This window comes from Emticicia sp. (assembly GCF_049241225.1).
In the GTDB taxonomy this organism is placed as follows: domain Bacteria; phylum Bacteroidota; class Bacteroidia; order Cytophagales; family Spirosomataceae; genus Emticicia.
Genome location: NZ_JBMLRC010000263.1, coordinates 1 through 22,030, shown reverse-complemented (window position 1 = coordinate 22,030; position 22,030 = coordinate 1). Strand labels below are relative to the sequence as shown.

Sequence of the window (22,030 nt, the reverse complement as noted above, 5' to 3'; positions counted from 1 at the left end):
CCTTCACACCACTGACAATCGAACAACTCGGCATTTGTCTTGGAGTTGGTTTTATTTCAGTGATTTGGTTTGAGGTAGTGAAATGGTGGAAGAGGAGGAAATCATAATTTCGTAAATTTTAAACAATATAAATTATACTTAAAAATTTCATACAACTATGAAACGTTCATTTGCTGTTTTACTATTCAGTCTAATTTTTAACATTGCTTTTGCTCAAACGACAATTATTTCAGGAAAAGTACCTTCTATGAAAAAAGGTAAAATTACTGTTTTTCGACCATCTAAGTGGCTGATTGATAGTGATATAAATGGAGTTTCGTTGAAAAAACAAATTGCACAAAATGGCTCGTTTACTCTCGATTTAAAAGCTATCGACAAGGAAATTATACTATTCACCGTTTGGGATAGTTTACAAACAAAAAAACTTTACGAACAATATTTGTATATTTCTAAGGGAGATAAAATTGCTTTAAACGAGAAATCTGATGGTAAAGTTGTAATTACTGATGCTGGGACTAATCACAGTAAATTAGTGGGAGTCAGTACATACTATGACGTTGGCGAGGCTTATGGCGACCCTCTACCCGATAGAGTATATGAAAGAATCAATAGTTTTTATCAAGCAGATAAATTATTGATAGATGCTTACTTGACTCAATATAAACCATCCAAAGAAGTTGCCGATGCTTGGAATTATCACCTGAAATATGCCCGTTTAGCAGCTTTTTATTCGATTTACACGAATAATCCAGTAAGAAGAAATAATCCAAAGTGGGCGGCGGTATTTAATCAATTACAAGATGAGGTTGCTATTTCTGAAGATAAAGCCCTTATTTCTCCTTCTTATCAAAATTATTTAGGGCAGTTTTTGTTTGCCAATCATGAAGGTTCGAGAGAAGATTTTGACAAAAAGCCAGCAAAATTTTACGATGAGTGGTTTGGTGGTGATAGTTTGAGAGGTAAAGCTGCCATGGAAATTGACTACATAAACCAACTCAAGCAAAAAATCATTGAGCGATATTTTACGGGGAAGGTAAAAGAGCAAATGTACGGGCGTGTATTTTATAATTTGATTCATGACCAGCATTTTTTCAATGCTAAATCTGTTTTCAATGACTTTGAACGTCAGTATCCCAATAGCCAATACATCAAATATTTCAAAAAGCCTATTCAAGAAGCTGCGGCACGTCTTGAAAATACAATTCCTAAAAAAGCGATATTTTTAGAAGGTAATACCACCGCAAAATGGGATAATATTTTAGAGCATTTTAAAGGAAAAACTGTATTTTTGGATATGTGGGGAACATGGTGCAGCCCATGCCGAGAAGAAATCGAAAAGAATGCCGCCGCTCTCAAAAAGCACTTTGAGGGAAAAGACGTAGAATTTTTGTACGTAACAAACTACGATAAAAGCGAAACCAAATGGAAGCAACTCATTGCTTTTTATAATTTAGAAGGAAGTCACGTTTTTGCCAATGAAGCCTTGACTAATGAAATCATGGAGAAAATCAAAGGCTCAAGTTTTCCAAGCTATGCCATAATTGATAAAAATGGTAAAATTGTGAATGTTGAGTACCCAATAGACCGAAAAGAATTAATTCAGCAAATTGAGGCGACTTTGAAGAATTGATAAAGTATTGTTTCATTTCTCCACCACCAACTCCACTCGTCGGTTTTTGCTGCGAGTCAGTTCGTTGGTATTGTTGGCTATTGGCATGGTGCTTCCAAAGCCTTTGGTTTTGATTCGGTTTGAAGAAATGCCTCTTTCCACCAAATATTTTTTGATAGTTTCGGCTCGGTCTTTTGATAATTTGAGGTTGAGGTCAAAATCTCCTTGATTATCGGTATGCCCTTGTAGTTCGATTTTTAGTGCCGAATTTTGGGTCAGAAAATCATAAATCTTTTCCAGTTCGGGTGTCGATTCGGGGAGTAAAATGGGTAAACTCTGCACAAAATATAGGTTCTTCAAAACACCCAAAGGCGAGGTTGATTTTTCGTCAGAACTTTCGGTAAAAGCTTTGAAAAGATGCTGAGCCGTTGGGGTATCAATAAAAAAATCATAGAGTTTTATCATAGCCACCGTTCCCGAAGTGGTTGTGCGTCCCGAATCGGCAAAAAAAGTTACTTGGGCATTTTTGTCCATTTCCATTTGGTTGTCGGAGTCCACAAAATCGAAGCGTATTTTTCCATCAATATAAATATTTACTTTTTTGGTTTGCTGGTTACGGGTCGTAACCAAATGCACGTATTTTCCTTGTTTATTGGCCAAATCATCACCCAAAATTTGGTTATAGAGCAGCATACTGCCATCGTCGTACTTAAAATACATCTCGATACCGTACGAACCCGTAATAAAATTTTCGATTTTGGTATTATCAAAAACTAAACCCGAGTTGATTGGAAATCGATACACTTGTCGTTTCGTTTTGCCAAATTTGTCCACAATTTCTTCTTCAAATTTTCCTTTTGTGCCCATAACATTGAGCGGAGGGAATTTGCCCGTAAATTCTTTAAACTCTTTATCGAAATAATAAAGTGCCTGTTTTTGTGCCGATAAATGGAGTGAAACAACAAAAAGTAAAACAAACGAGAAAAGTTTCATATTATTCAGAATTAAGAAAGCGATTTTTAGATTAAAAGTAATAAATCTCATGCTAATAAGTATGTATAGTGCTAAACAAAAACACAGGTTTTTTGAGAAAATAGCACAGGTTTTTATAGTTTTGTAAAAAAAGTAAAATTATGAAATATCCACTTATTGTTTCGGACGTAGACATTTTGGGAGGAAAACCTTGTATCAAAGGTACGCGTATCAGTGTACAGTTGATTCTAGAGTGGATTGCTTCGGGTGCGACGATTCAAGATATTGTTTCAAAATACCCTCATCTTTCTGTTGAGAGTATTCAACAAGCCATTTTATATGCTTCTGATGCTATGAAAAATGAAATAATTATCGAAGTTCAACATTCAAATGCTGCTTGATGAAACTATCAGAATGTCTCTTTTTTACAGATGAAAATATTGACCCTAAATTGGTAGAATTTCTGCGTGAAAAAGGCTTTGATGTTTATGATACCAAAGAAAATAACCTTTTCGGCTCTTCAGATGCCTTTTTATTGGAGAAATAATAGAGTTTTAATTACTTTGGATAGTGATTTTGGAACACTGGTTCATAAGAATAAATCTAATTTTATCGGGATTATTTTTCTAAAACCTGGTCACTTTGATTCTTTCTATCATATTCAAACGCTTCAATCTATCTTGAATGTGAATCCAGTCTTAGAATTGCCATTTATGATAATTGCAGAATGGGGAAATACGGGAGTTAAAATAAGAATTAAAAACGCCATAGAAAACTAAAATAAGTTCTAATTCTTATTTTTTAAATAGAATGCTCAATCTACTTTATAATCTTTCAATACACGTTTATTCGTTTATAATCAGCGTTTTAGCTCCGTTTAACTCCAAAGCAAAGTTGTGGGTTGATGGTAGAAAAAATATTTTTGAAAGGCTTGGTTCGGCTTCGCTCACCAACCATAGTTCGACTTCGCTCACTAACCATAGTTCGACTTCGCCCAGCAAATCGTTTACCGAGCGAAGTCGAGGTACGCTTGCTTGGTTTCATTGTGCTTCTTTGGGTGAATTTGAGCAGGGAAGACCAGTCATTGAAGCGTTTCGAGCGAAATATCCAGCTTACAAAATCTTGGTGACATTCTTTTCGCCATCGGGATATGAAATCAGAAAAAATTATGCAGGTGCTGACTACATATTTTATCTGCCAGCCGATACTCCTGCCAATGCCCGAAAGTTTATAGAAATCGTAAAGCCGTCGATTGTATTTTTTGTAAAGTATGAATTTTGGCGAAATTATCTGACCGAACTCGAAAAACAACAAATTCCAGTAGTATCTTTTTCTGCCATTTTCCGCCCTAATCAGCTATTTTTTAAATCCTACGGTGGGTTTTACAGAGAGGTACTTACGAAGTTTAAACATATTTTAGTTCAGAATCAAGAATCATTCGATTTGCTGAAAAGTATTGATATTCAGCAAATTACACTCGCAGGCGATACTCGTTTCGACCGTGTGAAACAAATTGTTGATGCCAAAAAAGATATTCCGATTGCCGCTCAATTCAAGGCAAATCGACAAGTATTTATGGTAGGTTCGGCTTGGCAAACCGATATGGAAGTTTTGATTCTGTTGATGAACTCATTCAACGTCGGCAAGGTTCAAAACCTTGCCGACGTTAGAGTTACTGACGAAATAGTCTTCGTTATCGCCCCGCACGAAATCCATCGAGAGGAAATAAACGCTTGGCAAAAGCAAATTGAGTTGAAAAGTATTTGTTTTTCGGAAGTAAAACCCGATACGAAACTGACAGATTATCAGGTGCTTATCATTGATAATATCGGAATGCTTTCATCACTTTATCAATACGCCGACTTTGCGTTTATTGGTGGTTCATTTGGCAAAGGACTACACAATATCTTAGAAGCTGCTACTTTCGGAATGCCTATTTTCTTTGGTAATAAAGCCTATCATAAATTCCAAGAAGCAGTTGATTTAGTCAAACAGGGTGGGGCTTATGCCGTGGCTTCAACTAATGATTTGGGCGAAATATTAAAAGATTTACGCTCAAACGAAGCCAAAAAGAAAGAAACTGATAAAATTTCGCAGAATTATGTTTTACAGAATATTGGTGCTACCGAAAAAGTGATGATGGTTGTAGCATCAATTCTTAACGATTAAATAAACGCCTGCCACAATCAGCAACCCGCCCACAATTCTCCAAGCGTTGATTTGGTGCAATTTGAAGCCTAAAAGTCCATAATGGTCAAGTAGCATAGCAGTTATGAGTTGCCCCGCCACAATCAAGCAAATCATATTTGCTGAGCCAATTTTTTGTACGCTCAGAATAACTGTCGTTACAAAAAAAGCACCTAATACACCGCCTGTTAGCTTCCACCATTCCAAAGATTTCAAAGTTGCCATTGTTGGCACCGATTCTTTGAAAAAAGGAGTTATCAAAATCAAGCCTAACAAGCCAGAAGCAAAAGAAATGATGGCCGCATAAATTGGATTATTGATAGATTTTCGCAACTCGGCATTTACGCCAGATTGTGTGCTGTTCGTAACGCCACACAAAAAGGCAAGGATGTAGTAAATGATGCTCATGGCTATTTTTTGGATGTATTTGTCTTTTAACACAATGGACTCAATAGAGACACAATAGACACAAGCCTATTCTTGTGTCTATCGTGAAAGCCCATTGTGTCTATTTATCTGCTTAAATTATTACTTTTCCAAGCATCGTAATATAAAGCTTGATACCTTCTTCGATTTCATCAAGATAAATAAACTCGTCGGCTGTGTGCGAGCGAGCCGAATCGCCAGGCCCCATTTTCAGAGATGGGCAATCAAGCAAAGCTTGGTCAGAAGTCGTTGGTGAACCGTAAGTGTTTCTACCCATCGAAATTCCAGCTTGCACAATCGGATGTTCCTTCGGAATACTCGACGGACGCAAACGAATTGAGCGAGGTACTACTTCACTTTCGATGTTTTTCTTTACTACTTCCGTAATTTCTTCTAGAGTATATTGCTCTGTTACTCGAATATCAACCGTAAACTTGCAAGTATCAGGCACAACGTTGTGCTGCGAACCCGCATTTATCATCGTTACGCTCATCTTGATTGGTCCGAGGTTTTCAGAAACTTTCGGGAATTTATAATTCTGAAACCAAGCAATATCTTTCACAGCTTTGTAAAGTGCGTTTTCGCCTTCATCACGGGCAGCGTGGCCCGATTTTCCGTGAGCAATACAATCCAACACCAATAAACCTTTTTCGGCAACTGCTAAGTGCATTTGGGTTGGTTCGCCTACAATCGCAAATTCTATTTCTGGTAATTCCGGCACAACCATTTCAAGACCCTCTCGCCCCGAAATTTCCTCTTCGGCAGTTGCCGCCATAATGACATTATATTTCAAATCATCTCTATAATAGAAATAACAAAACGTCGCAATTAACGAAACTAAGCAGCCACCCGCATCATTGCTACCGAGGCCGTAAAGTTTACCTTCTTTCACCAATGGATTCAACGGATTGAGTGTCCAAGAAGGATTGGGCTTTACGGTATCGTGGTGAGAATTTAGTAAAACCGTTGGTTTAGAAGCATCGAAAAATTTATTTCTCGCCCAAATATTATTCTTTTTTCTACGATACGGAATATTTCTTTCACGAAAAAACTCTTCTATAATCGCCGCCGTTTCGTCTTCTTGTTTGCTGAAAGATTCGGTTTGAATTAAATCTTTCAGAAGCTCGATGGCATCTTTAGTAAGTGTTTCAACTAATTCTGAATTTTGAAGCATAAATACAATGTTGAATGATTGAATGAGCGAATGAGTTAATGATTTTTTTCTCTTCCGACATTGCTAAAATAGTTATAGCTTTTATTGTTGACCGCCAACGGTTGACCGTGGACTTACAGAATTATCTGTGTTCCTCGTGTACCTTCGGCAACGGCTTGTTTTAGTTCGTCGGCATGGCAAATCGTTACTTTCGCAACGCCTCTTTGAAGTGCCGCAAAAGCATTATCAAGTTTCGGAATCATGCCGGCATTGATTGCTCCCGAAGCCTTATAATCGGCATAGATGCTTGGCGTGAGTTGCGGAATTACCGAATCGTCGTCATCTGGGTTTGAAAGTACACCTTTTTTCTCAAAACAATAAATTAGATTTACTTCATACTGCTCAGCCATGGCCACTGCTACCGATGATGCCTGTGTATCGGCATTCGTATTGAGCATATTTCCTTCTTTATCAAACGTCAGCGGAGCAAAGATAGGCGTAAGGTCATTCTTTAAGAAATTATCTATCAATGGTGCATTTACTTTTTCTACATCGCCCACATAGCCGTAGTCAATATCTTTTACGGCACGTTTTTTTGCCAAAATTACGCCACCATCGGCTCCCGTAAGGCCAAGTGCATTGCAGCCGAGGGCTTGTAATTGTGCCACAATTTGCTTATTTACGAGTCCGCCATAAACCATCGTTACAACTTCGAGCATCGGCAAATCGGTAATTCTGCGGCCATCAACCATTTTTGTTTCTACATCGAGCTTAACGGCAATTTTTGTGGCTACTTTTCCACCACCGTGAATCAAAATTTTTGAGCCTTCGAGAGCGGCAAAATCTTCGAGGAATTGTTTACATGAGCGAGGATTATCAATGACATTTCCTCCGATTTTGATGATGTTTAGTTTCATATTGTTTAAAGGAAGTCTTCGCTTTAAGCGAAGACTTCCTTGTAATGATTTACTTTTACTTATATTTGTAAACTTTAATAATACAAAATTACAAAATGAAAATCGAAACTCTTGCGATTCACGCAGGAAATCATGGCGACCCAACCACGGGTGCAGTTGTTCCTCCTTTGATTCTTTCTACTACCTTTGAGCGAGCCGCCGATGGAAGCATAGTTGAAGGTAGAGATATTTATACCCGTGCCTCGAACCCCAATCGACGTGCCTTAGAAGAAAAACTGGCTGCTCTCGAAGGTGGGAGCGAAGCCATTGCTTTTGCATCGGGGCAAGCCGCCACGATGAGTATTTTTCATTCGCTAGGTGGAAATAGCCATGTCATTCTTCCCGATGATATTTACTACAATACAAAAGTTATCATTGATAATCTCTATGCCAATTTTGGGCTGACTTGCACGGCCGTTGATATGACCGATTTGGGTGCAATCAAGCGAGCGATTAAGAAAAATACAAAACTGATTTGGGTAGAAACACCGTCGAATCCGAGTTTGAAAATTACTGATATTCAGGCGGTTGTGAAAATAGCTAAAGCAAAAAATATCTTAGTAGCCTGCGATAACACTTGGGCAACGCCATTTTTCACTCGACCTTTCGAGTTGGGCGTTGATTTAGTGATGCACTCAACTACAAAGTATTTTGGTGGGCATTCTGATATTTTGGGTGGGTGTGTAATTTTACCTCCAGCCCCCCCCGCCCCCGATGGGGGGGCTTTTTTAAGCTCGTCAAAGTCGAGCTTAATTGATGACAGAGAATTAGTAGCTCCCCCATCGGGGGCGGCTATCCGCACCTTCCAAAGCGTTGGAGGTGGAGTACCTTCGCCGTTTGATTGTTGGTTATTGAGCCGAAGTCTATCTACTTATGCTGTCAGAATGCCTGTTCATGCTCAAAATGCCATGAAATTGGCCACTTTTTTAGAAGCCCAACCACAAATCGAAAAAGTAAATTACCCCGGATTGAAATCGAACGAATACCACAAAGTTGCTAAAAAGCAGATGCGTAATGGATTTGGTGGAATGATGTCGATTTTGGTGAAAGGTGGACAAAAAGAAGCGATGGAATTAGCTTCCAAACTTAAAATATTCAAACACGCTACGAGTTTAGGTGGGGTAGAGAGTTTAATCGAACACCGTTATTCGGTGGAAGGGATTCACTCAACCAGTCCCGAAAATTTATTGCGTATTTCGGTTGGTATCGAAAATATTGATGATTTGATAGCCGATTTCGAGCAAGCTTTTCAATGATTACCTAATTAGAGGTTAAATAAATATCAAACTTATTCGTTTAATTCGCAGTTAATTTACTAAACCTGTATGGTCTCGCCGAGCCCTGTCTTCTTTCAGACATTAAAGGCTTTGGAAACATACTTTTCTCAAAAACAAAACTTATGCTAATGAAAAAAATCCTTTTTTCGATTTTAATTTCCTCGTTTCTTCTTCAAACAAACGCACAAGAACTAAAAACTAAATTGAATTGGTTTAACCTTGATTTTGAGAAAGATGGTGTTCGTGGAATGAGTGTGGAGCGTGCCTATAATGAGCTTCTGAAAGATAAAAAATCTAAGCCAGTAGTTGTGGCAATTATTGATGGTGGAACTGATGTAAACCACGAAGATTTGAAAGATAAACTTTGGGTAAATACTAAAGAAATTGCTGGAAACGGCAAAGATGACGATAAAAATGGTTTCATTGATGACATTAACGGCTGGGATTTTTTGGGTGGAAAAGATGGTACTGATGTGCATCACGAACAACTCGAAATGACCAGAATTTTGAAGCAATTGAAAGATAAATTTGGCGATAAACCATCGAAGAAATTGATTCGTAAAAACAAAGCTGATTACGAATTATTACAAACTTTGCAAAAAGAATACGACGAGAAAAAAGCCGAAAATGAGCAATATGCACCTATTTATAAACAAATGTATAGTAATTATTTAGAGTCGGAGAAGATTCTGAAAGATTATCTAAAAGTTGAAAACCTTACGCAAGCAGCTATCAAAGGCATTGACGAAAGCCAAGCCGACCGCAAAGTGAGAGCCGCCAAGAAAACCCTCGAAAAATTTATTGAGTTGGGTGCCACAGGTACCGACCTCAAAGAAGCTATTGAGCATTTTGAAAGTGAATTGAAATACAATTATAATCTCGATTTTGATGCCCGTAAAGTAGTAGGCGATAACCCTAAAAAACTCGAATATGGCGAATACGGTAATAATGAAGTAACAGGCCCAGATGCCATGCACGGCTCGCACGTGGCGGGTATTGTTGGGGCAAATCGTAATAATAACTTAGGAATCATGGGTGTGTGCAACGATGTGCAGCTAATGGTTGTGCGTACGGTACCTGATGGCGACGAGCGAGACAAAGATGTGGCAAACGCCATTCGTTATGCTGCTGATAATGGTGCCGAAATTATCAATATGAGCTTTGGTAAAAAATATAGTACCAACAAAAAATGGGTCGATGATGCCGTGAAATATGCTATCTCGAAAGGTGTTTTGTTGGTTGCTGCCGCTGGAAACGATAATTTAGACACTGATGTAGAAGGGCAAGTGCCAAACGACCAATATGAAGGTGGTGGAATTGCCGAAAACTGGATTTCGGTTGGAGCATTGTCTTGGAAACCTGATGCTGATGCCGTGGCAACATTTAGTAATTATGGCAAGAAAAACGTTGATGTTTTTGCTCCTGGTGTTGATATTTATTCGACAGTCCCGGGCTCGAAATACGAAGAAAAAAGCGGAACAAGTATGGCTTCGCCAGCAACAGCGGGTGTGGCTGCTTTATTGAAATCCTATTTTCCGAATCTTACGGCGGCTCAAATCAAAAAAATTATCTTAGAATCATCGGTAAAAGTGCCTGATTTGAGAGTAAAGAAACCGGGTGGTGACGAAATCGTGAAGTTTGAAGATTTATCAGCTACGGGTGGAATCGTAAATGCCTACAATGCCGTGAAAATGGCTATGGAAATGAAATGATTTTTTGATAGGAATTAGGAAAAAGAAAGGTCTTTTGGTACGCCAAAAGACCTTTCTTTTTATTAACTTTTACCTGTTGAAACAGATTGCTGGAATAATCAACGGATGGGTGCTTTTTTATAAAAAACGACTTGAAGTCATTAGTTTATGGTCACTTCACCGCCTTCAAGCTCAAATCCAAGCTTTTGGCCGAGTGTGTCAGATAGCCCATCGAGACATAATCTACGCCACAGTCGGCATATTCTCGTACGTTTTTAGGCGAAATATTACCCGATGCTTCCAGCGGAAAACGCCCATCAACAATTTTGATAGCTTCACGGATATTCTCGTAACTAAAATTATCGAGCATGATACGCACCACTCCGCCAATTTCGAGGGCTTCTTGGAGTTCGGTAAGGTTACGTACTTCGATTTCAATCGGTAAATCTTTTCCAGTAGATTTAAGATATTCGTGGGCCGCATTGAGGGCATTTTTGATACCTCCTGCGTAATCAACGTGGTTATCTTTTATCAAAATCATATCAAAAAGTCCAAACCGATGATTGACACCTCCACCAATCTGAACACCCCATTTTTCAATCATTCTGAAACCAGGAGTTGTCTTGCGAGTATCCAAAACCTTTGTTTTTGTGCCTTCGAGTAGTTTCACAACTTGTTTGGTTGTGGTTGCAATTCCGCTCATGCGTTGCATACAGTTCAGTACCAAACGTTCGGCGGTTAGAATCGAGCGGTCGCGGCCTTCTACATAAAAAGCAATATCACCGTATTTGATTGGCTTACCATCTTTGATAAGCACTTGCACTTTTAGGTCTTTATCTACAATCTTAAAAATCATTTTGGCTAATTCTACACCCGCCAAAATTCCCTCGTCTTTTACCAATAGTTTCGCTTTGCCCATCGCATCGGCTGGTACAGTTGAAAGCGAAGTGTGGTCGCCATCGCCAACGTCTTCGGCAAGGGCTGCTTTTATAAATTTCGTGATTGCTCTTTTATCTAATTTCATATTTTTCCAATCTGATAAATTTTGTGGAATATTATTAGAGGAACGTCCAATTTGGACGTTCCTACGAAGTTCTATACGATTATCTGCTTTCTCCAATTATTCTTAAACCTTCCAAAGTTAGCTCTCGGTTGACCTCTACAAATTCATCTTTCAATGTCGAAATAATCGAAGAAAGGCCGCCCGTAGCAATCGCAATACAATCGCCACCGAGTTCGACTCGTACTTTGTGAATCATGTTTTTTACCAAACCCTCATAGCCCCACAAAATACCCGACTGAATAGCGTGAACCGAGTTTTTTCCAAGCACCGAAGTTGGTAATTCGAGCGGAACTTCGGGTAATTGGGCCGTATTTGAAAACAAAGCCTTCACGGCTGTGCGTAAACCGGGGGCAATCGAAACGCCCAAAACCTTACCTTCGGCCGAAACAACCGTAAAAGTAAGTGCCGTTCCGAAATCAACTACCACACAGTTTCTGCCATATTTAGTATAGGCCGCCACCGCATTTGCTACCAAATCGCTACCAATTTCGTCGGGGTTATCTATCGAAACCGTCAGAGTTGGAAAAATATACGCATTGACAACGATGGGGTCTAAGCCAAATAAGTTTTGAATCAACGATTTGAAAACGGGTGTGAGCGGAGGCACAACGCTACTCAAAACCACTTTGGTAATATCGGCAAAGCGAAGATTATTTTCGAGAAAATACTGACGAAAACGATATTCAAAATAAACGTAGTTTTCATCTTTCAGTGATTTTATCCTAAAGTTATGAAGTAGGTTTTCACCATCGAAAATCCCGAAAGTGGCATCAGTATTGCCAACGTCAATAACCAGTAAATGTGCTGAGTTTTTTGTCAATGTTAGTTTTTTTATGGTCAAAGTTTGCTAAATCTTCTTAATTTTTCAAATTTTATTTCAAAAACAAGTTTTTAATGTCATTCCGACGCTTCAAGAAAACAAAGCCATTTTCTTCTTTAATCAGCTCCAAATTTGGGTGATTTCGGTATTCTTCATAGCGGTCAAATTTTGTTACAAAAAACACAGGTTTGTCAACTTTTCCGTTTAGAAGCCAATCTTCGTAAGCCTCGCCTTTCTCGGCCGAAACTTTTGAAACTGGTTTCTGAAAATAAAATAAATGAGCATAACTTTTAAATCCTAATACATGAATATACACATCTTGTCCACGTTTCGACTCGTAGAAGTCAATAGCCGCACCTTGTGTATAACGTTCTATTTTTGGTACGACAATCGCTCCGAACAAGAACAAGCAAACCGCAGTTGCTAATGAAAGTGTGTAAATAAATACCTTTTTGCTTTGTTTGCGTAGAAAAACTACGGCAAAAACAATGACAGCAAAATAAGTAATACCGATAAACATTTCGTAAATGTGCCAGTCAACCACCGCTTCGAGATTTTTTACAGCAAAAGGGTCTTTGATGTATGGAACAATCTCCTGCGTGTGCATTCCTACGAAAGGCACGGCCGCTAAAACTAAAGATAAGATGAAACCAATTGAAAGCAGTCCAGAATTCACCCATTTGTTCCAAGTAGCACGTTCATTGAGCCAATCGTAAAGAAATTTAGCAGCCAAAAACGACACAGGAAAATACGACATCGACGAATAATGCACAATCTTGGTCGTAACGATGCTAAACAAAATCATAACCGCCCAAAAAGTAGTTTTCATCCATGGTACGAATGCTGTCAGTTCAGTAAATGCACTATCAATTTTTGCGTGATTATAAGTAAAAGCCCGAATCGCAAAGATTGAAATCGGGAAACAACCAATCAACACAACCACAAAATGATAATAGAAAGGTTGTCCGTGGCCTGCGTCGGGCGTACTGAAAAGTCGGATTTGGTAAGTAATGAATTCGTTGATAAACCAAAACCCGTTGTTGATTAGCTCATTGGCAAACCAAATAGAGGCAACAAGCACACAACTCATTCCAAAAATAAACGTTTCTTTCCAGTTTATGGAATATTTGAATTTAGTTATAACAAAGTAAGAAAAAACGCTTAGTCCCCAAATGAGCCCCCCAACGGGGCCTTTCGTAAGAATGGCCAGCCCAATGAATACTCCAGCCAATAGCGTGTTTGGCATAGATTTATTTGGCTCAATTTTTGCTCTAAAAAAGAAGTAGATACCTAAAAAAATACATAGATTAAAGGTAGGGTCAATGATACCAGATTTGAAATAGAGGTGCGGCGTAAAAGCTCCCAAGTACATCAAAGCCCAGATAAGCCCAAATGTATTATCTCTTAGCTTATTACCAATTAAAAATAGAGTGACTAAGGTAATGATGCCAATAAGAGCGTTCGGAAAACGTGCGGCAAACTCATTGATGCCAAAAATATGCATAGAGGCAGCTTGCATCCAAAAAAATAATGGAGGTTTTTCCCAGAAAGGTTTGAAATCAATTTGGACTCGACTATAATTACTCGTAAGAATCATTTCTCGGGCCGATTCGGCAAAGTTTATTTCATCCCAATCAAAAAGATGAACCCCTCCTAGAAATGGTAAATAGAAACAAATGCCTAAAAGTATAATAGATAGTATTTTGAAAAATGTTTTGGTCATATTAGGTTTGTTAATTGGCGACTATAATGCATTGAAAAAAAGTTGTTTGTAAGCATAACATTATTTCAATAATAAATAAATTTGTATTTGTGTATTAATACTCCTTCGATTATAAATCAAACGTCGGCTTCCGCTTATTTAAAGGTATTTTTTTAATTAATTAAAAAATTAAACAATAAATTGATGAAAAATATCGTAATTTGTATTGAATTGTAACCTTACAAGAAACTGGACTTTGTTGATACATAGAGAAATTGAAAATATTTTAAGGAAACTTTATGAAACGCTGGAGCGTTTTTATCCTGATGATGTAAAGATAGATGATAAAAAGTATCTTGAAAAATCAGGGCTTATTAACTTGCTCAATAATCAACAGGGAAATTTGACGTTTTTGATCGATGTAAAGCAGCTGAGAGTGGTTCAAGTAAGTGGTAGTGTACTCAAATATACAGGATTTAGCTCCGCTGAATTCGGAGATACTATTCTTTTAAAATTTATGATGATGTTTCATAATGAACATCGATCATTCATGGGTACATTTATTTTGTGGATTTTAAATATCGTAAAAAATATGCCGATTGAATACAAATCACGGCAGTTTATAAGTGCGTGGGGTATGAAGTTATCTCATAAAGAAGGACGCTGCATGCGTTGGTTCCTTAATATCGTTCCGATCGAATTTAACGAGCAAAAAAATCCTACCCTTATCATGATGTCAATTCAAGATATTACACACCTTGTCAAGGGGGATGATTATTGTATAAGAGGAGTGTTTGGCGACGAAAACAAAAAAATATACGTTTATTATTCGAACGAAGAAAAAACACTTACCAATGAAATTGTTTCGGAGCGAGAACGAGAAGTATTACAACATATATCGCAAGGGCTTGATACTCGACAAATAGCAAAAGAGTTAAAGATAAGTCATAATACAGTTGATAATCATCGTCGGAATATGCTTGCCCGCACGGGCATGAGAGATACCACTGCTCTTATACAATTGTGTCGAATGGTGGGGGTCATCTGAAGATAAACAATTTAGATTTAAAAGAGATAAAATAAGAATTATTAAGGTAAAGAAATTAAAAGTGAATAAAAGTCATGTTTTTTTTGTAATAATTTGGCTTGTAAATAATTGATTATAAGTGTGTTGGATACGTAGGATGGATTTTTAGTCATATTGACTATTGATATATCGATAAATTTTGGAGAAATCGCACACTAAACTAAGAAATTCACTTTTTTAGTCACAGCAAAAGTTGTTTTGGGTTCATCGGGGGACATTTTATGCCCCCTTTGCCTTTTTAAGCACTTTATAGAATATATATCCAGATAAAAGACACATTGATCTATTCATGTGTCTTTTGTTCTTTGTAAATGTCTATGACTTAATAATTATGCAAAAGCCACCAAATCGTTGAGATTTGATGGCCATGAAATGTTTTGTGGATCTAAAGTCCTACAAAATTGGTGAGAGTTTTTGGAAATAAAAATTGACCTATGTCAATAAATAGTTTAAAATAGTATGAGTCTTTATCGTTCTGCTCTTTTCGCACGAACTCTACTTAGGGTTTCAGGTCGGATATTGAGATAAGAGGCAATATATTTTTGAGGCACACGATTGACCAGCGTAGGAAATGTTTCTTCAAACCAATTTAACCTTTCTTCTGATGTTCTATACCTAATCATCAGTAAAAACTTTTCGTATGTGATGAGATTTTGTTCGGTGACTAAGCGACCAATACGCTCCATTTGGGGTATCTCTTCATAGACAGTTTGTAAATCTACTTTCGTAATATACAATAGTTTTACTTTTTCAATGGCTTTAATTCCCATTTCTGTAGGCACCTCATTTATAAAGCTAATTGTTGAGTATACAAAGCTTCCTTCGGGCATCAACCAGTTTGTATTTATAAGTTCTTCTTCATCTTCTTGGTAAGAAAATTCTTGTAGAACTCCCTCTTCCACAAAAAATAACTTATCATTTATCTCGCCTATATCTAGAATAATAGTATCTTTTTCAAAAGAAATAGGTTTGAAATACTGCATTAATTTATGTAGGTCAGATTCTGAAAATGTAGTATATTGTTGTAAGCCTAAAAATAATGGATGTTCTAAACTCAGCATAGTTGTTCTATCTTCTTCATAGGTTGTAATAGACGCAAAGAAACATAATAGTCCCCATAAGTTCAAAATAATTTTGAATTGAACTTACAGGGCTTTTATCGTTTTATTTGAAGCTATTAATACAACTTTGGATACAGAGCCGGTTTGGCTTCGTGCATCATTTCATAAGCAGCATCAAAAATTGTTTCTACGTTTGGTTTTGAGAAATAATCGCCGTCTGAGGCGTAGGCAGGGCGGTGTGCTTGGGCCGAAATGGCTTTAGGAGCGGCATCTAACCAGCGATAAGCATTCTGCTTGTCAATCACTTCTTGCATCATATATGCCGATGCTCCGCCTGGTACATCTTCATCCGCAAAAATTACTCGATTAGTTTTCTTGATTGATTCTACAATTTGATGATTGACATCAAAAGGTAATAATGATTGCACATCAATCACCTCGACACTGATGCCTATCTCTTCGAGCTGGGCTGCTGCTTCCATCACAATTCTGCACATTGAGCCGTAGGTCACAATCGTCAGGTCAGAGCCTTCTTTGATGGTTTCTGGTACACCCAGCGGTATGCAAACGTCGGTAAGGTTAGTTGGTAGCTTTTCTTTGATTCGGTAGCCGTTTAAGCACTCAATGATGAGTGCGGGGTCATCGCCTTTCAGAATCGTGTTATAGAAACCTGCTGCTTGCACAAAATTACGTGGAACTAACACATGAATACCACGCAATGCCCCTAGCATAGCCGACATCGGTGAGCCAGAGTGCCAAATACCCTCCAGGCGGTGTCCGCGTGTACGTATAATGAGTGGCGACACTTGTTGGCCGACAGTTCGATAACGCAATGAAGCCAAATCGTCGGTAAGCGTAGCGAGGGCATAGTATATGTAATCGAAATACTGAATCTCAACGATTGGGCGTAAGCCACGCATGGCAGCACCAATTCCTTGCCCAATGATTGTTGTCTCTCTGATTCCAGTATCGGTTACTCTGATTTCTCCGTGTTTTTCTTGAAGCCCAGCAAAACCTTGGTTTACGTCACCAATTTTGCCTACATCTTCTCCTAAAGCAAAAACCGTTGGGTTGGTTTCGAGTAAATAGTCAAAAAAAGTATTGATAATTTCTCGGCCATCAACCATTGGACTGTTTTCGTCATAGATAGGAGCTACTCCCTTAACATTCATCGGAGAAGTTGGGTATTCGCTCAATAAGTGAGAATTAAATCTTTTGTAGTTTTCGGGAGCTACATCGTTTAGCCATTTTAATAAATCTTTTTTTGAAGCAACATCTTCAAATCTAATGGCCCGTATCGCTTTTTTTACTGCCGAAATTACATCACGTCTGACAGGGTTTTCGGTTTTTTCGAGCGTTTCTATAATTGAATTAACCGATTTGGCATTTTTACTCTCATTGATGATTTTCTTCAGTAGAGTTGTAGCCGAATTATATTCTGGTTTTAGGGAGTCTCGAAACGCAGCCCAAGCGGCATTACGTGATTTTTTTGCAGTTTCTTTTGCCCGAATTTCTATTTCTCCTAATTCCTCAGGGGAGCCATAGCCATTTTCGAGGATCCATTTTTTAAAATGAGTATTGCAGTCAAAATCATGTTCGAATTGCAATCTTTCTTTTGATTTATATCGCTCGTGCGAGCCAGAAGTAGAGTGTCCTTGAGGTTGAGTAACTTCAATAACGTGTACTAGTACAGGCACGTGTTGGTCACGGGCATAAAGAGCAGCTCGTTGGTAAGCTTCAATTAGTTCAACGTAGTTCCAAGCCCGAGCCACAATGATTTCGAGTCCGTTAGAATCACCTTTTCGTTGAAAACCCGCCAGTGCTTCCGAAATACTTGATTTGGTAGTTTGGTATTTGATTGGCACCGAAATTCCGTAGCCATCGTCCCAAACCGAGAAAATGATAGGGATTTGTAGAACTCCGGCCGCATTGATTGCCTCGAAAAACATTCCTTGTGAGGTAGAAGCATCGCCGATTGTGGCAAAGCAAACCTCATTTCCGTTGTTTGAAAACTTTGTAAGGTGCTGTAAGTCAGGGTTTTCTCTGAATAGCTTTGAGGCGTAGGCCAAACCAACAGCACGAGGCATTTGACCAGCCGTTGATGATACATCACAAATGGTGTTATACATTTGGGTTTGGTCAAGCCATTCGCCTTTATCATCTACCAAACGGTTTCCGTAGTGGGCATTCATCGAACGTCCACCCGTAAATGGATCGTGTGCAACATCCGTATGGGCGTATAACTGAGCAAAAAATTGTTGCCAGGTAAGTCCTCCGACTGCTGCCAAGAACGTTTGGTCACGATAATAACCCGATCGGAAATCGCCTTTACGGAAAACTTTCGACATGGCAATTTGAGCCAGCTCTTTTCCATCGCCGAAGACCCCAAATTTTGCTCTACCTCTAAAAACATCCTGTCGACCAATATAACTTACTTCACGGCTTTCGCAAGCCATTCGATAATCATTAAGAACTTCTTCTTTAGTTAAAAGAACATCGGTTGAAGAGATTGATGCAAGTAGGTCTGTCATAAGATGAAATGTAGAGCGAATAATTCGCCACTGGCTAAAGACCAAATCTAAAGGTCATTTTTAATAATACAGAAATAGTTAGTATAACAACTAATTCCAACGTAAAGTTAGAAAAAAATATTTCATTTTTCAAAATAATGAGAAATGGCACGATTTTGTTAATGGATTGTTAAAAATTTGGGATATAAATTTATAATGGTGTTTATTTGTAGTAACAAAACATGCTTTACTAATAGAAAAGATTATTTTAAACTTAAAAATTAATTAAATCAATGAAAAAATTATTTCTAACTATTGCCGTAGTATTTGCTTTTGCAGCAGCATCAAACGCTCAAGGCGTATTAAAATTCAACAAAGAAGTACATGATTTCGGTAAAATCTCTGAAGGCCCATTGGCAACTTACAACTTCGAAGTTACAAATACAGGAACTGCTCCAGTAGTAATTTCAAATGCCCAAGCTTCTTGCGGATGTACAACTCCTGAGTACTCAAAAGATCCAATCATGCCAGGTGGTAAAAGTGTTATCAAAGTTGGATACAACACTTCTGGCCGTCCGGGTGCTTTCACAAAAACTATCACAGTATCAAGCAACGCTGAAAACTCGTCGGTTATCTTAACTATCAAAGGTGAAGTAACATCGGCACCTGCTCCAGCAGCAGCACCAGCGGCAGCACCAAACGCTAAGAAAAAATCATAATCTGAGTAAGATTAGTTTTTATATAAGAGCCTCTCGCAAAACTGCGGGAGGCTTTTTTGTTTTCAGAAGAAATAGGTCGAAAATATTGAATATAAATACCAAACTTTTATATTTGAGTATTCTATCATGTATCACATCAACAATTCCCTTGAACCTATGAATTTTCTTTGTATCTGTACTTATTTCAAAGGCGTCGAATTTCTGAAATCTTGTAAGGCCGAAGGCAATAATGTGTATTTGCTGACCAACCAAAAACTGCAAGATAAAGCATGGCCTCGTGAGTCAATCGACGAAATTTTTTATTTAGATAACGTAGAAAATACTTTCGATACTTACCAAAAAATATTGGTCGGATTAGCTTCTCTGATGCGTAGTAAAAAAATAGACCGAGTAGTGGCACTCGATGATTTTGATGTAGAGAAGGCCGCATTGGTGCGTGAGCATTTCCGTATTCCGGGGATGGGACAAACCACCGCTCGTTATTTCAGAGATAAACTTGCCATGCGTGTGCAAGCACAAGATGCGGGCATTGCTGTTCCGGCTTTCAGCACACTTTTTCATGATATTGATGTTACTGAATATCTTCAACGCACCTCGCCGCCGTGGGTAATCAAACCACGCTCTGAGGCATCAGCCGCTGGTATCAAAAAAGTACATAGTTTCCAAGAGGCGTGGGATACCGTGCATTCGTTGGGCGATGAACGCCATAATTTCTTGATTGAGCAATTTAAACCTGGTGATGTATATCATGTTGATTCGTTGACGCTCAATGGTAAAGTAATTTTTACGAGATGTAGCCAATATATGAATACACCTTTTGAAGTGGCTCATGGTGGTGGAATTTTTCGCTCAGTTACGGTTGAGCATGGCTCAGAAGATGATGCCGCACTCAAGAAAATGAATGAAGATGTAATGCGGGCGTTTGGTATGAAATCGAGTGCTTCGCATACTGAAATGATAAAATGCTATGAAGATGGTAAATTCTATTTCCTCGAAACTGCGTCACGCGTAGGAGGGGCCAATTTGGCCGAAATGGTTGAGTATTCGTCAGGTATAAATTTATGGAGAGAATGGGCTAAAATAGAAACCGCGGTAGCCATTGGAGGAGCTTACGAATTGCCACCAGTTGAGGATTATTATTCGGGAATTGTGATTTCGCTTTCATCGCACGAACATCCAGACTACGCACCTTTCAATGACCCCGAAATTGTTTGGAAAATGAGCGAGGAGTATCACATTGGGCTAATTGTACGCTCTAAAGACCGAGCAAGAGTAATTGAGCTCATGGAAAAATATGCCATGATGATTCGAGATTTGGGCTATCATGCTTCGGCTCCCGCTCCTGATAAACCTGTACATTAATTTGATTTACGAATTACGATTTTGGATTTACGAATAATGTTCTATCCTATAAATCGTAATCGTAATTCGTATCTCGTAAATCGTAAATCGAAATGACTCAACAAGAAATAATTAATTACGTAAATACTCATCCATCGGGCAAAGTCAAATTGGCGATTGCTGATATAGATGGAGTTTTACGTGGAAAATATATTAGTAAACAAAAATTTATGTCGCTACTTGATGGCGACTTAGGTTTTTGTGATGTAGTTTTTGGCTGGGATATGGCCGATGTTTGCTATGATAATGCCAGTTTTACGGGTTGGCATTCGGGCTATCCTGATGCAAAAGCAAAGCTTGATTTAAGTACATTTCGCAAAATTCCGTGGGAAAATGATATTCCATTTTTCTTAGCCGAATTTATCGAAGAAGCAGCCGAAGTTTGTCCAAGAAATGTACTGAAAAGAGTCATTGAAGATGCTGATAAACAAGGGTTTAAGTCTTTCTTTTCGCAAGAATTTGAATGGTTTAATTTTGAAGAAACGCCAGCCTCTATTCACGAGAAAGGCTTTCAGAATCTTACACCGCTTACGCCTGGAATGTTTGGTTATTCGTTGCTCCGTAGTAGTTTACGCAACGATTTTATGACCAATATTTTCGAGCAGTTAACCAAATTTGATATTCCGCTCGAAGGACTTCACACCGAAACTGGGCCGGGAGTTTATGAAGCTGCCATCACTTATTCAGATATTTTATCGGCTGCCGATAGAGCGATTTTATTCAAAACTTCGGTCAAAGAAATTGCCAATAAATTGGGTATTATGGCCACTTTCATGGCAAAAATCAATGAAAATCTACCAGGTTGTAGTGGTCATGTGCATCAAAGTCTGTGGGATGCTGAGGAGAAAAATAATCTTTTTTATGATGAAAATGCTCCTAATCATATCAGTTCATTGATGGAAAGTTATATGGCTGGGCAATTACATTGTTTGCCGCATATTTTGCCCATGGTTGCTCCAACAATCAATAGCTATAAACGTTTGGTAGAAGGTGCTTGGGCTCCGACAACGCTCACGTGGGCGGTCGATAACCGAACGGTGGCTTTGCGTGCTTTGCCTTTGGGCAAAAAATCTTGTCGCCTCGAAACTCGTGTTGTTGGTTCAGACACCAATCCTTATTTGGCTTTGGCGGCTTGTTTGGCGGCTGGCTTATACGGCATTCGTCATCAACTTAAACTTAATCAACCCGCTACGGTTGGCAATGGCTACCGCGACCTTAGCAATGGAATTTTACCAAGCAATTTATATGAAGCCACGCAAGCCATGAAAAGTTCTGATGTAGCGAAAGAACTTTTCGGCGAAACTTTCGTGCAGCATTTCACCCAAACCCGTGAATGGGAATGGCGACAACACGCCAAAGTTGTAACCGATTGGGAGTTGAAGCGTTATTTCGAGAT

General features: G+C 38.5%; 19 protein-coding genes. 10 read left to right on the top strand and 9 right to left on the bottom strand.

All coding sequences use genetic code 11. From position 1 onward, the window contains the following. Positions 1 to 157: 157 nt before the first annotated feature. A complete protein-coding gene (locus ACOVO2_RS14270) occupies positions 158 to 1,630 on the top strand; it encodes a TlpA family protein disulfide reductase (protein WP_421770628.1) in 1,473 nt (490 codons plus the stop codon). A gap of 12 nt (positions 1,631 to 1,642) precedes the next feature. Here ACOVO2_RS14270 and ACOVO2_RS14265 read toward each other — a convergent pair whose 3' ends face one another. After that, complete coding sequence (locus ACOVO2_RS14265) at positions 1,643 to 2,653, bottom strand: OmpA family protein (protein ID WP_421770627.1); 1,011 nt, start codon at positions 2,651 to 2,653, stop codon at positions 1,643 to 1,645. An 89-nt stretch (positions 2,654 to 2,742) separates the two neighbouring features. On the opposite strand from ACOVO2_RS14265, the gene ACOVO2_RS14260 reads away from it, so the two are divergent. The 3 genes from ACOVO2_RS14260 to ACOVO2_RS14250 all read left to right on the top strand — a co-directional run bounded on the left by ACOVO2_RS14260 (position 2,743) and on the right by ACOVO2_RS14250 (position 4,750). Beyond that, positions 2,743 to 2,982 (top strand): DUF433 domain-containing protein, encoded by a 240-nt coding sequence (locus ACOVO2_RS14260; RefSeq protein WP_421770626.1) that lies wholly within the window; start codon positions 2,743 to 2,745, stop codon positions 2,980 to 2,982. Further along, on the top strand, positions 2,982 to 3,128 hold the full coding sequence (locus ACOVO2_RS14255; protein WP_421770625.1) for a DUF5615 family PIN-like protein: 147 nt from the start codon (positions 2,982 to 2,984) through the stop codon (positions 3,126 to 3,128). Before ACOVO2_RS14260 ends, ACOVO2_RS14255 begins: the two co-directional genes overlap by 1 nt. 263 nt (positions 3,129 to 3,391) lie before the next feature. After that, positions 3,392 to 4,750: a 3-deoxy-D-manno-octulosonic acid transferase gene (locus tag ACOVO2_RS14250; protein WP_421770624.1), complete on the top strand. Its 1,359-nt coding sequence runs from the start codon at positions 3,392 to 3,394 to the stop codon at positions 4,748 to 4,750. Here the strand turns inward: ACOVO2_RS14250 and ACOVO2_RS14245 are convergent. The 3 genes from ACOVO2_RS14245 to argB all read right to left on the bottom strand — a co-directional run bounded on the left by ACOVO2_RS14245 (position 4,733) and on the right by argB (position 7,264). Beyond that, positions 4,733 to 5,176, bottom strand: a complete 444-nt coding sequence (locus ACOVO2_RS14245) for a DMT family transporter (protein ID WP_421770623.1) — start codon at positions 5,174 to 5,176, stop codon at positions 4,733 to 4,735. The genes ACOVO2_RS14250 and ACOVO2_RS14245 overlap by 18 nt on opposite strands. Before the next feature lie 112 nt (positions 5,177 to 5,288). Then, positions 5,289 to 6,368: a M20 family metallo-hydrolase gene (locus tag ACOVO2_RS14240; RefSeq protein WP_421770622.1), complete on the bottom strand. Its 1,080-nt coding sequence runs from the start codon at positions 6,366 to 6,368 to the stop codon at positions 5,289 to 5,291. Positions 6,369 to 6,481: 113 nt separating this feature from the next. Next, positions 6,482 to 7,264 carry an acetylglutamate kinase gene (gene argB, locus ACOVO2_RS14235; RefSeq protein ID WP_421770621.1) on the bottom strand — a complete coding sequence of 261 codons (783 nt, stop codon included), beginning with the start codon at positions 7,262 to 7,264 and terminating at the stop codon, positions 6,482 to 6,484. A gap of 95 nt (positions 7,265 to 7,359) precedes the next feature. On the opposite strand from argB, the gene ACOVO2_RS14230 reads away from it, so the two are divergent. Both ACOVO2_RS14230 and ACOVO2_RS14225 read left to right on the top strand, forming a co-directional pair. Next, positions 7,360 to 8,559 (top strand): trans-sulfuration enzyme family protein, encoded by a 1,200-nt coding sequence (locus ACOVO2_RS14230; protein ID WP_421770620.1) that lies wholly within the window; start codon positions 7,360 to 7,362, stop codon positions 8,557 to 8,559. A 149-nt stretch (positions 8,560 to 8,708) separates the two neighbouring features. Beyond that, positions 8,709 to 10,292 carry a S8 family peptidase gene (locus tag ACOVO2_RS14225; RefSeq protein ID WP_421770619.1) on the top strand — a complete coding sequence of 528 codons (1,584 nt, stop codon included), beginning with the start codon at positions 8,709 to 8,711 and terminating at the stop codon, positions 10,290 to 10,292. A gap of 151 nt (positions 10,293 to 10,443) precedes the next feature. Here ACOVO2_RS14225 and nadC read toward each other — a convergent pair whose 3' ends face one another. The 3 genes from nadC to ACOVO2_RS14210 all read right to left on the bottom strand — a co-directional run bounded on the left by nadC (position 10,444) and on the right by ACOVO2_RS14210 (position 13,877). Continuing rightward, the gene (gene nadC / locus ACOVO2_RS14220; RefSeq protein ID WP_421770618.1) at positions 10,444 to 11,295 is read right to left on the bottom strand and encodes a carboxylating nicotinate-nucleotide diphosphorylase; all 852 of its coding nucleotides are present in this window, start codon (positions 11,293 to 11,295) and stop codon (positions 10,444 to 10,446) included. A gap of 79 nt (positions 11,296 to 11,374) precedes the next feature. After that, positions 11,375 to 12,154: a type III pantothenate kinase gene (locus tag ACOVO2_RS14215; protein WP_421770617.1), complete on the bottom strand. Its 780-nt coding sequence runs from the start codon at positions 12,152 to 12,154 to the stop codon at positions 11,375 to 11,377. A 52-nt stretch (positions 12,155 to 12,206) separates the two neighbouring features. Continuing rightward, a complete protein-coding gene (locus tag ACOVO2_RS14210) occupies positions 12,207 to 13,877 on the bottom strand; it encodes an ArnT family glycosyltransferase (RefSeq protein WP_421770616.1) in 1,671 nt (556 codons plus the stop codon). Positions 13,878 to 14,115: 238 nt separating this feature from the next. Here ACOVO2_RS14210 and ACOVO2_RS14205 point away from each other — a divergent pair, with 238 nt between their 5' ends. Continuing rightward, positions 14,116 to 14,904, top strand: coding sequence for a response regulator transcription factor (locus ACOVO2_RS14205; protein ID WP_421770615.1), 789 nt, complete (start codon positions 14,116 to 14,118; stop codon positions 14,902 to 14,904). A 506-nt stretch (positions 14,905 to 15,410) separates the two neighbouring features. Here the strand turns inward: ACOVO2_RS14205 and ACOVO2_RS14200 are convergent. Both ACOVO2_RS14200 and ACOVO2_RS14195 read right to left on the bottom strand, forming a co-directional pair. Beyond that, positions 15,411 to 16,004 carry a Crp/Fnr family transcriptional regulator gene (locus ACOVO2_RS14200; protein ID WP_421770614.1) on the bottom strand — a complete coding sequence of 198 codons (594 nt, stop codon included), beginning with the start codon at positions 16,002 to 16,004 and terminating at the stop codon, positions 15,411 to 15,413. Positions 16,005 to 16,120: 116 nt separating this feature from the next. Next, positions 16,121 to 18,535: an alpha-ketoacid dehydrogenase subunit alpha/beta gene (locus ACOVO2_RS14195; protein ID WP_421770613.1), complete on the bottom strand. Its 2,415-nt coding sequence runs from the start codon at positions 18,533 to 18,535 to the stop codon at positions 16,121 to 16,123. A gap of 272 nt (positions 18,536 to 18,807) precedes the next feature. Between ACOVO2_RS14195 and ACOVO2_RS14190 the strand changes: the two genes are divergently transcribed. The 3 genes from ACOVO2_RS14190 to ACOVO2_RS14180 form a co-directional block, all read left to right on the top strand. Next, a complete protein-coding gene (locus ACOVO2_RS14190; protein WP_421770612.1) occupies positions 18,808 to 19,233 on the top strand; it encodes a DUF1573 domain-containing protein in 426 nt (141 codons plus the stop codon). A 156-nt stretch (positions 19,234 to 19,389) separates the two neighbouring features. Continuing rightward, entirely contained in the window at positions 19,390 to 20,595 is a 1,206-nt protein-coding gene (locus ACOVO2_RS14185) for an ATP-grasp domain-containing protein (protein ID WP_421770611.1), read from the top strand. Positions 20,596 to 20,687: 92 nt separating this feature from the next. Further along, positions 20,688 to 22,030: glutamine synthetase family protein (locus ACOVO2_RS14180; RefSeq protein ID WP_421770610.1), on the top strand; the 1,343-nt coding region annotated here is incomplete at its 3' end.

Coding starts and splice junctions, on each gene's coding strand:
- ACOVO2_RS14270 (WP_421770628.1), top strand. CDS start 158: ATGAAACGTTCATTTGCTGTTTTACTATTCAGTCTAATTTTTAACATT.
- ACOVO2_RS14265 (WP_421770627.1), bottom strand. CDS start 2,653: ATGAGATTTATTACTTTTAATCTAAAAATCGCTTTCTTAATTCTGAAT.
- ACOVO2_RS14260 (WP_421770626.1), top strand. CDS start 2,743: ATGAAATATCCACTTATTGTTTCGGACGTAGACATTTTGGGAGGAAAA.
- ACOVO2_RS14255 (WP_421770625.1), top strand. CDS start 2,982: ATGAAACTATCAGAATGTCTCTTTTTTACAGATGAAAATATTGACCCT.
- ACOVO2_RS14250 (WP_421770624.1), top strand. CDS start 3,392: ATGCTCAATCTACTTTATAATCTTTCAATACACGTTTATTCGTTTATA.
- ACOVO2_RS14245 (WP_421770623.1), bottom strand. CDS start 5,176: ATGAGCATCATTTACTACATCCTTGCCTTTTTGTGTGGCGTTACGAAC.
- ACOVO2_RS14240 (WP_421770622.1), bottom strand. CDS start 6,368: ATGCTTCAAAATTCAGAATTAGTTGAAACACTTACTAAAGATGCCATC.
- argB (WP_421770621.1), bottom strand. CDS start 7,264: ATGAAACTAAACATCATCAAAATCGGAGGAAATGTCATTGATAATCCT.
- ACOVO2_RS14230 (WP_421770620.1), top strand. CDS start 7,360: ATGAAAATCGAAACTCTTGCGATTCACGCAGGAAATCATGGCGACCCA.
- ACOVO2_RS14225 (WP_421770619.1), top strand. CDS start 8,709: ATGAAAAAAATCCTTTTTTCGATTTTAATTTCCTCGTTTCTTCTTCAA.
- nadC (WP_421770618.1), bottom strand. CDS start 11,295: ATGAAATTAGATAAAAGAGCAATCACGAAATTTATAAAAGCAGCCCTT.
- ACOVO2_RS14210 (WP_421770616.1), bottom strand. CDS start 13,877: ATGACCAAAACATTTTTCAAAATACTATCTATTATACTTTTAGGCATT.
- ACOVO2_RS14200 (WP_421770614.1), bottom strand. CDS start 16,004: ATGCTGAGTTTAGAACATCCATTATTTTTAGGCTTACAACAATATACT.
- ACOVO2_RS14195 (WP_421770613.1), bottom strand. CDS start 18,535: ATGACAGACCTACTTGCATCAATCTCTTCAACCGATGTTCTTTTAACT.
- ACOVO2_RS14190 (WP_421770612.1), top strand. CDS start 18,808: ATGAAAAAATTATTTCTAACTATTGCCGTAGTATTTGCTTTTGCAGCA.
- ACOVO2_RS14185 (WP_421770611.1), top strand. CDS start 19,390: ATGAATTTTCTTTGTATCTGTACTTATTTCAAAGGCGTCGAATTTCTG.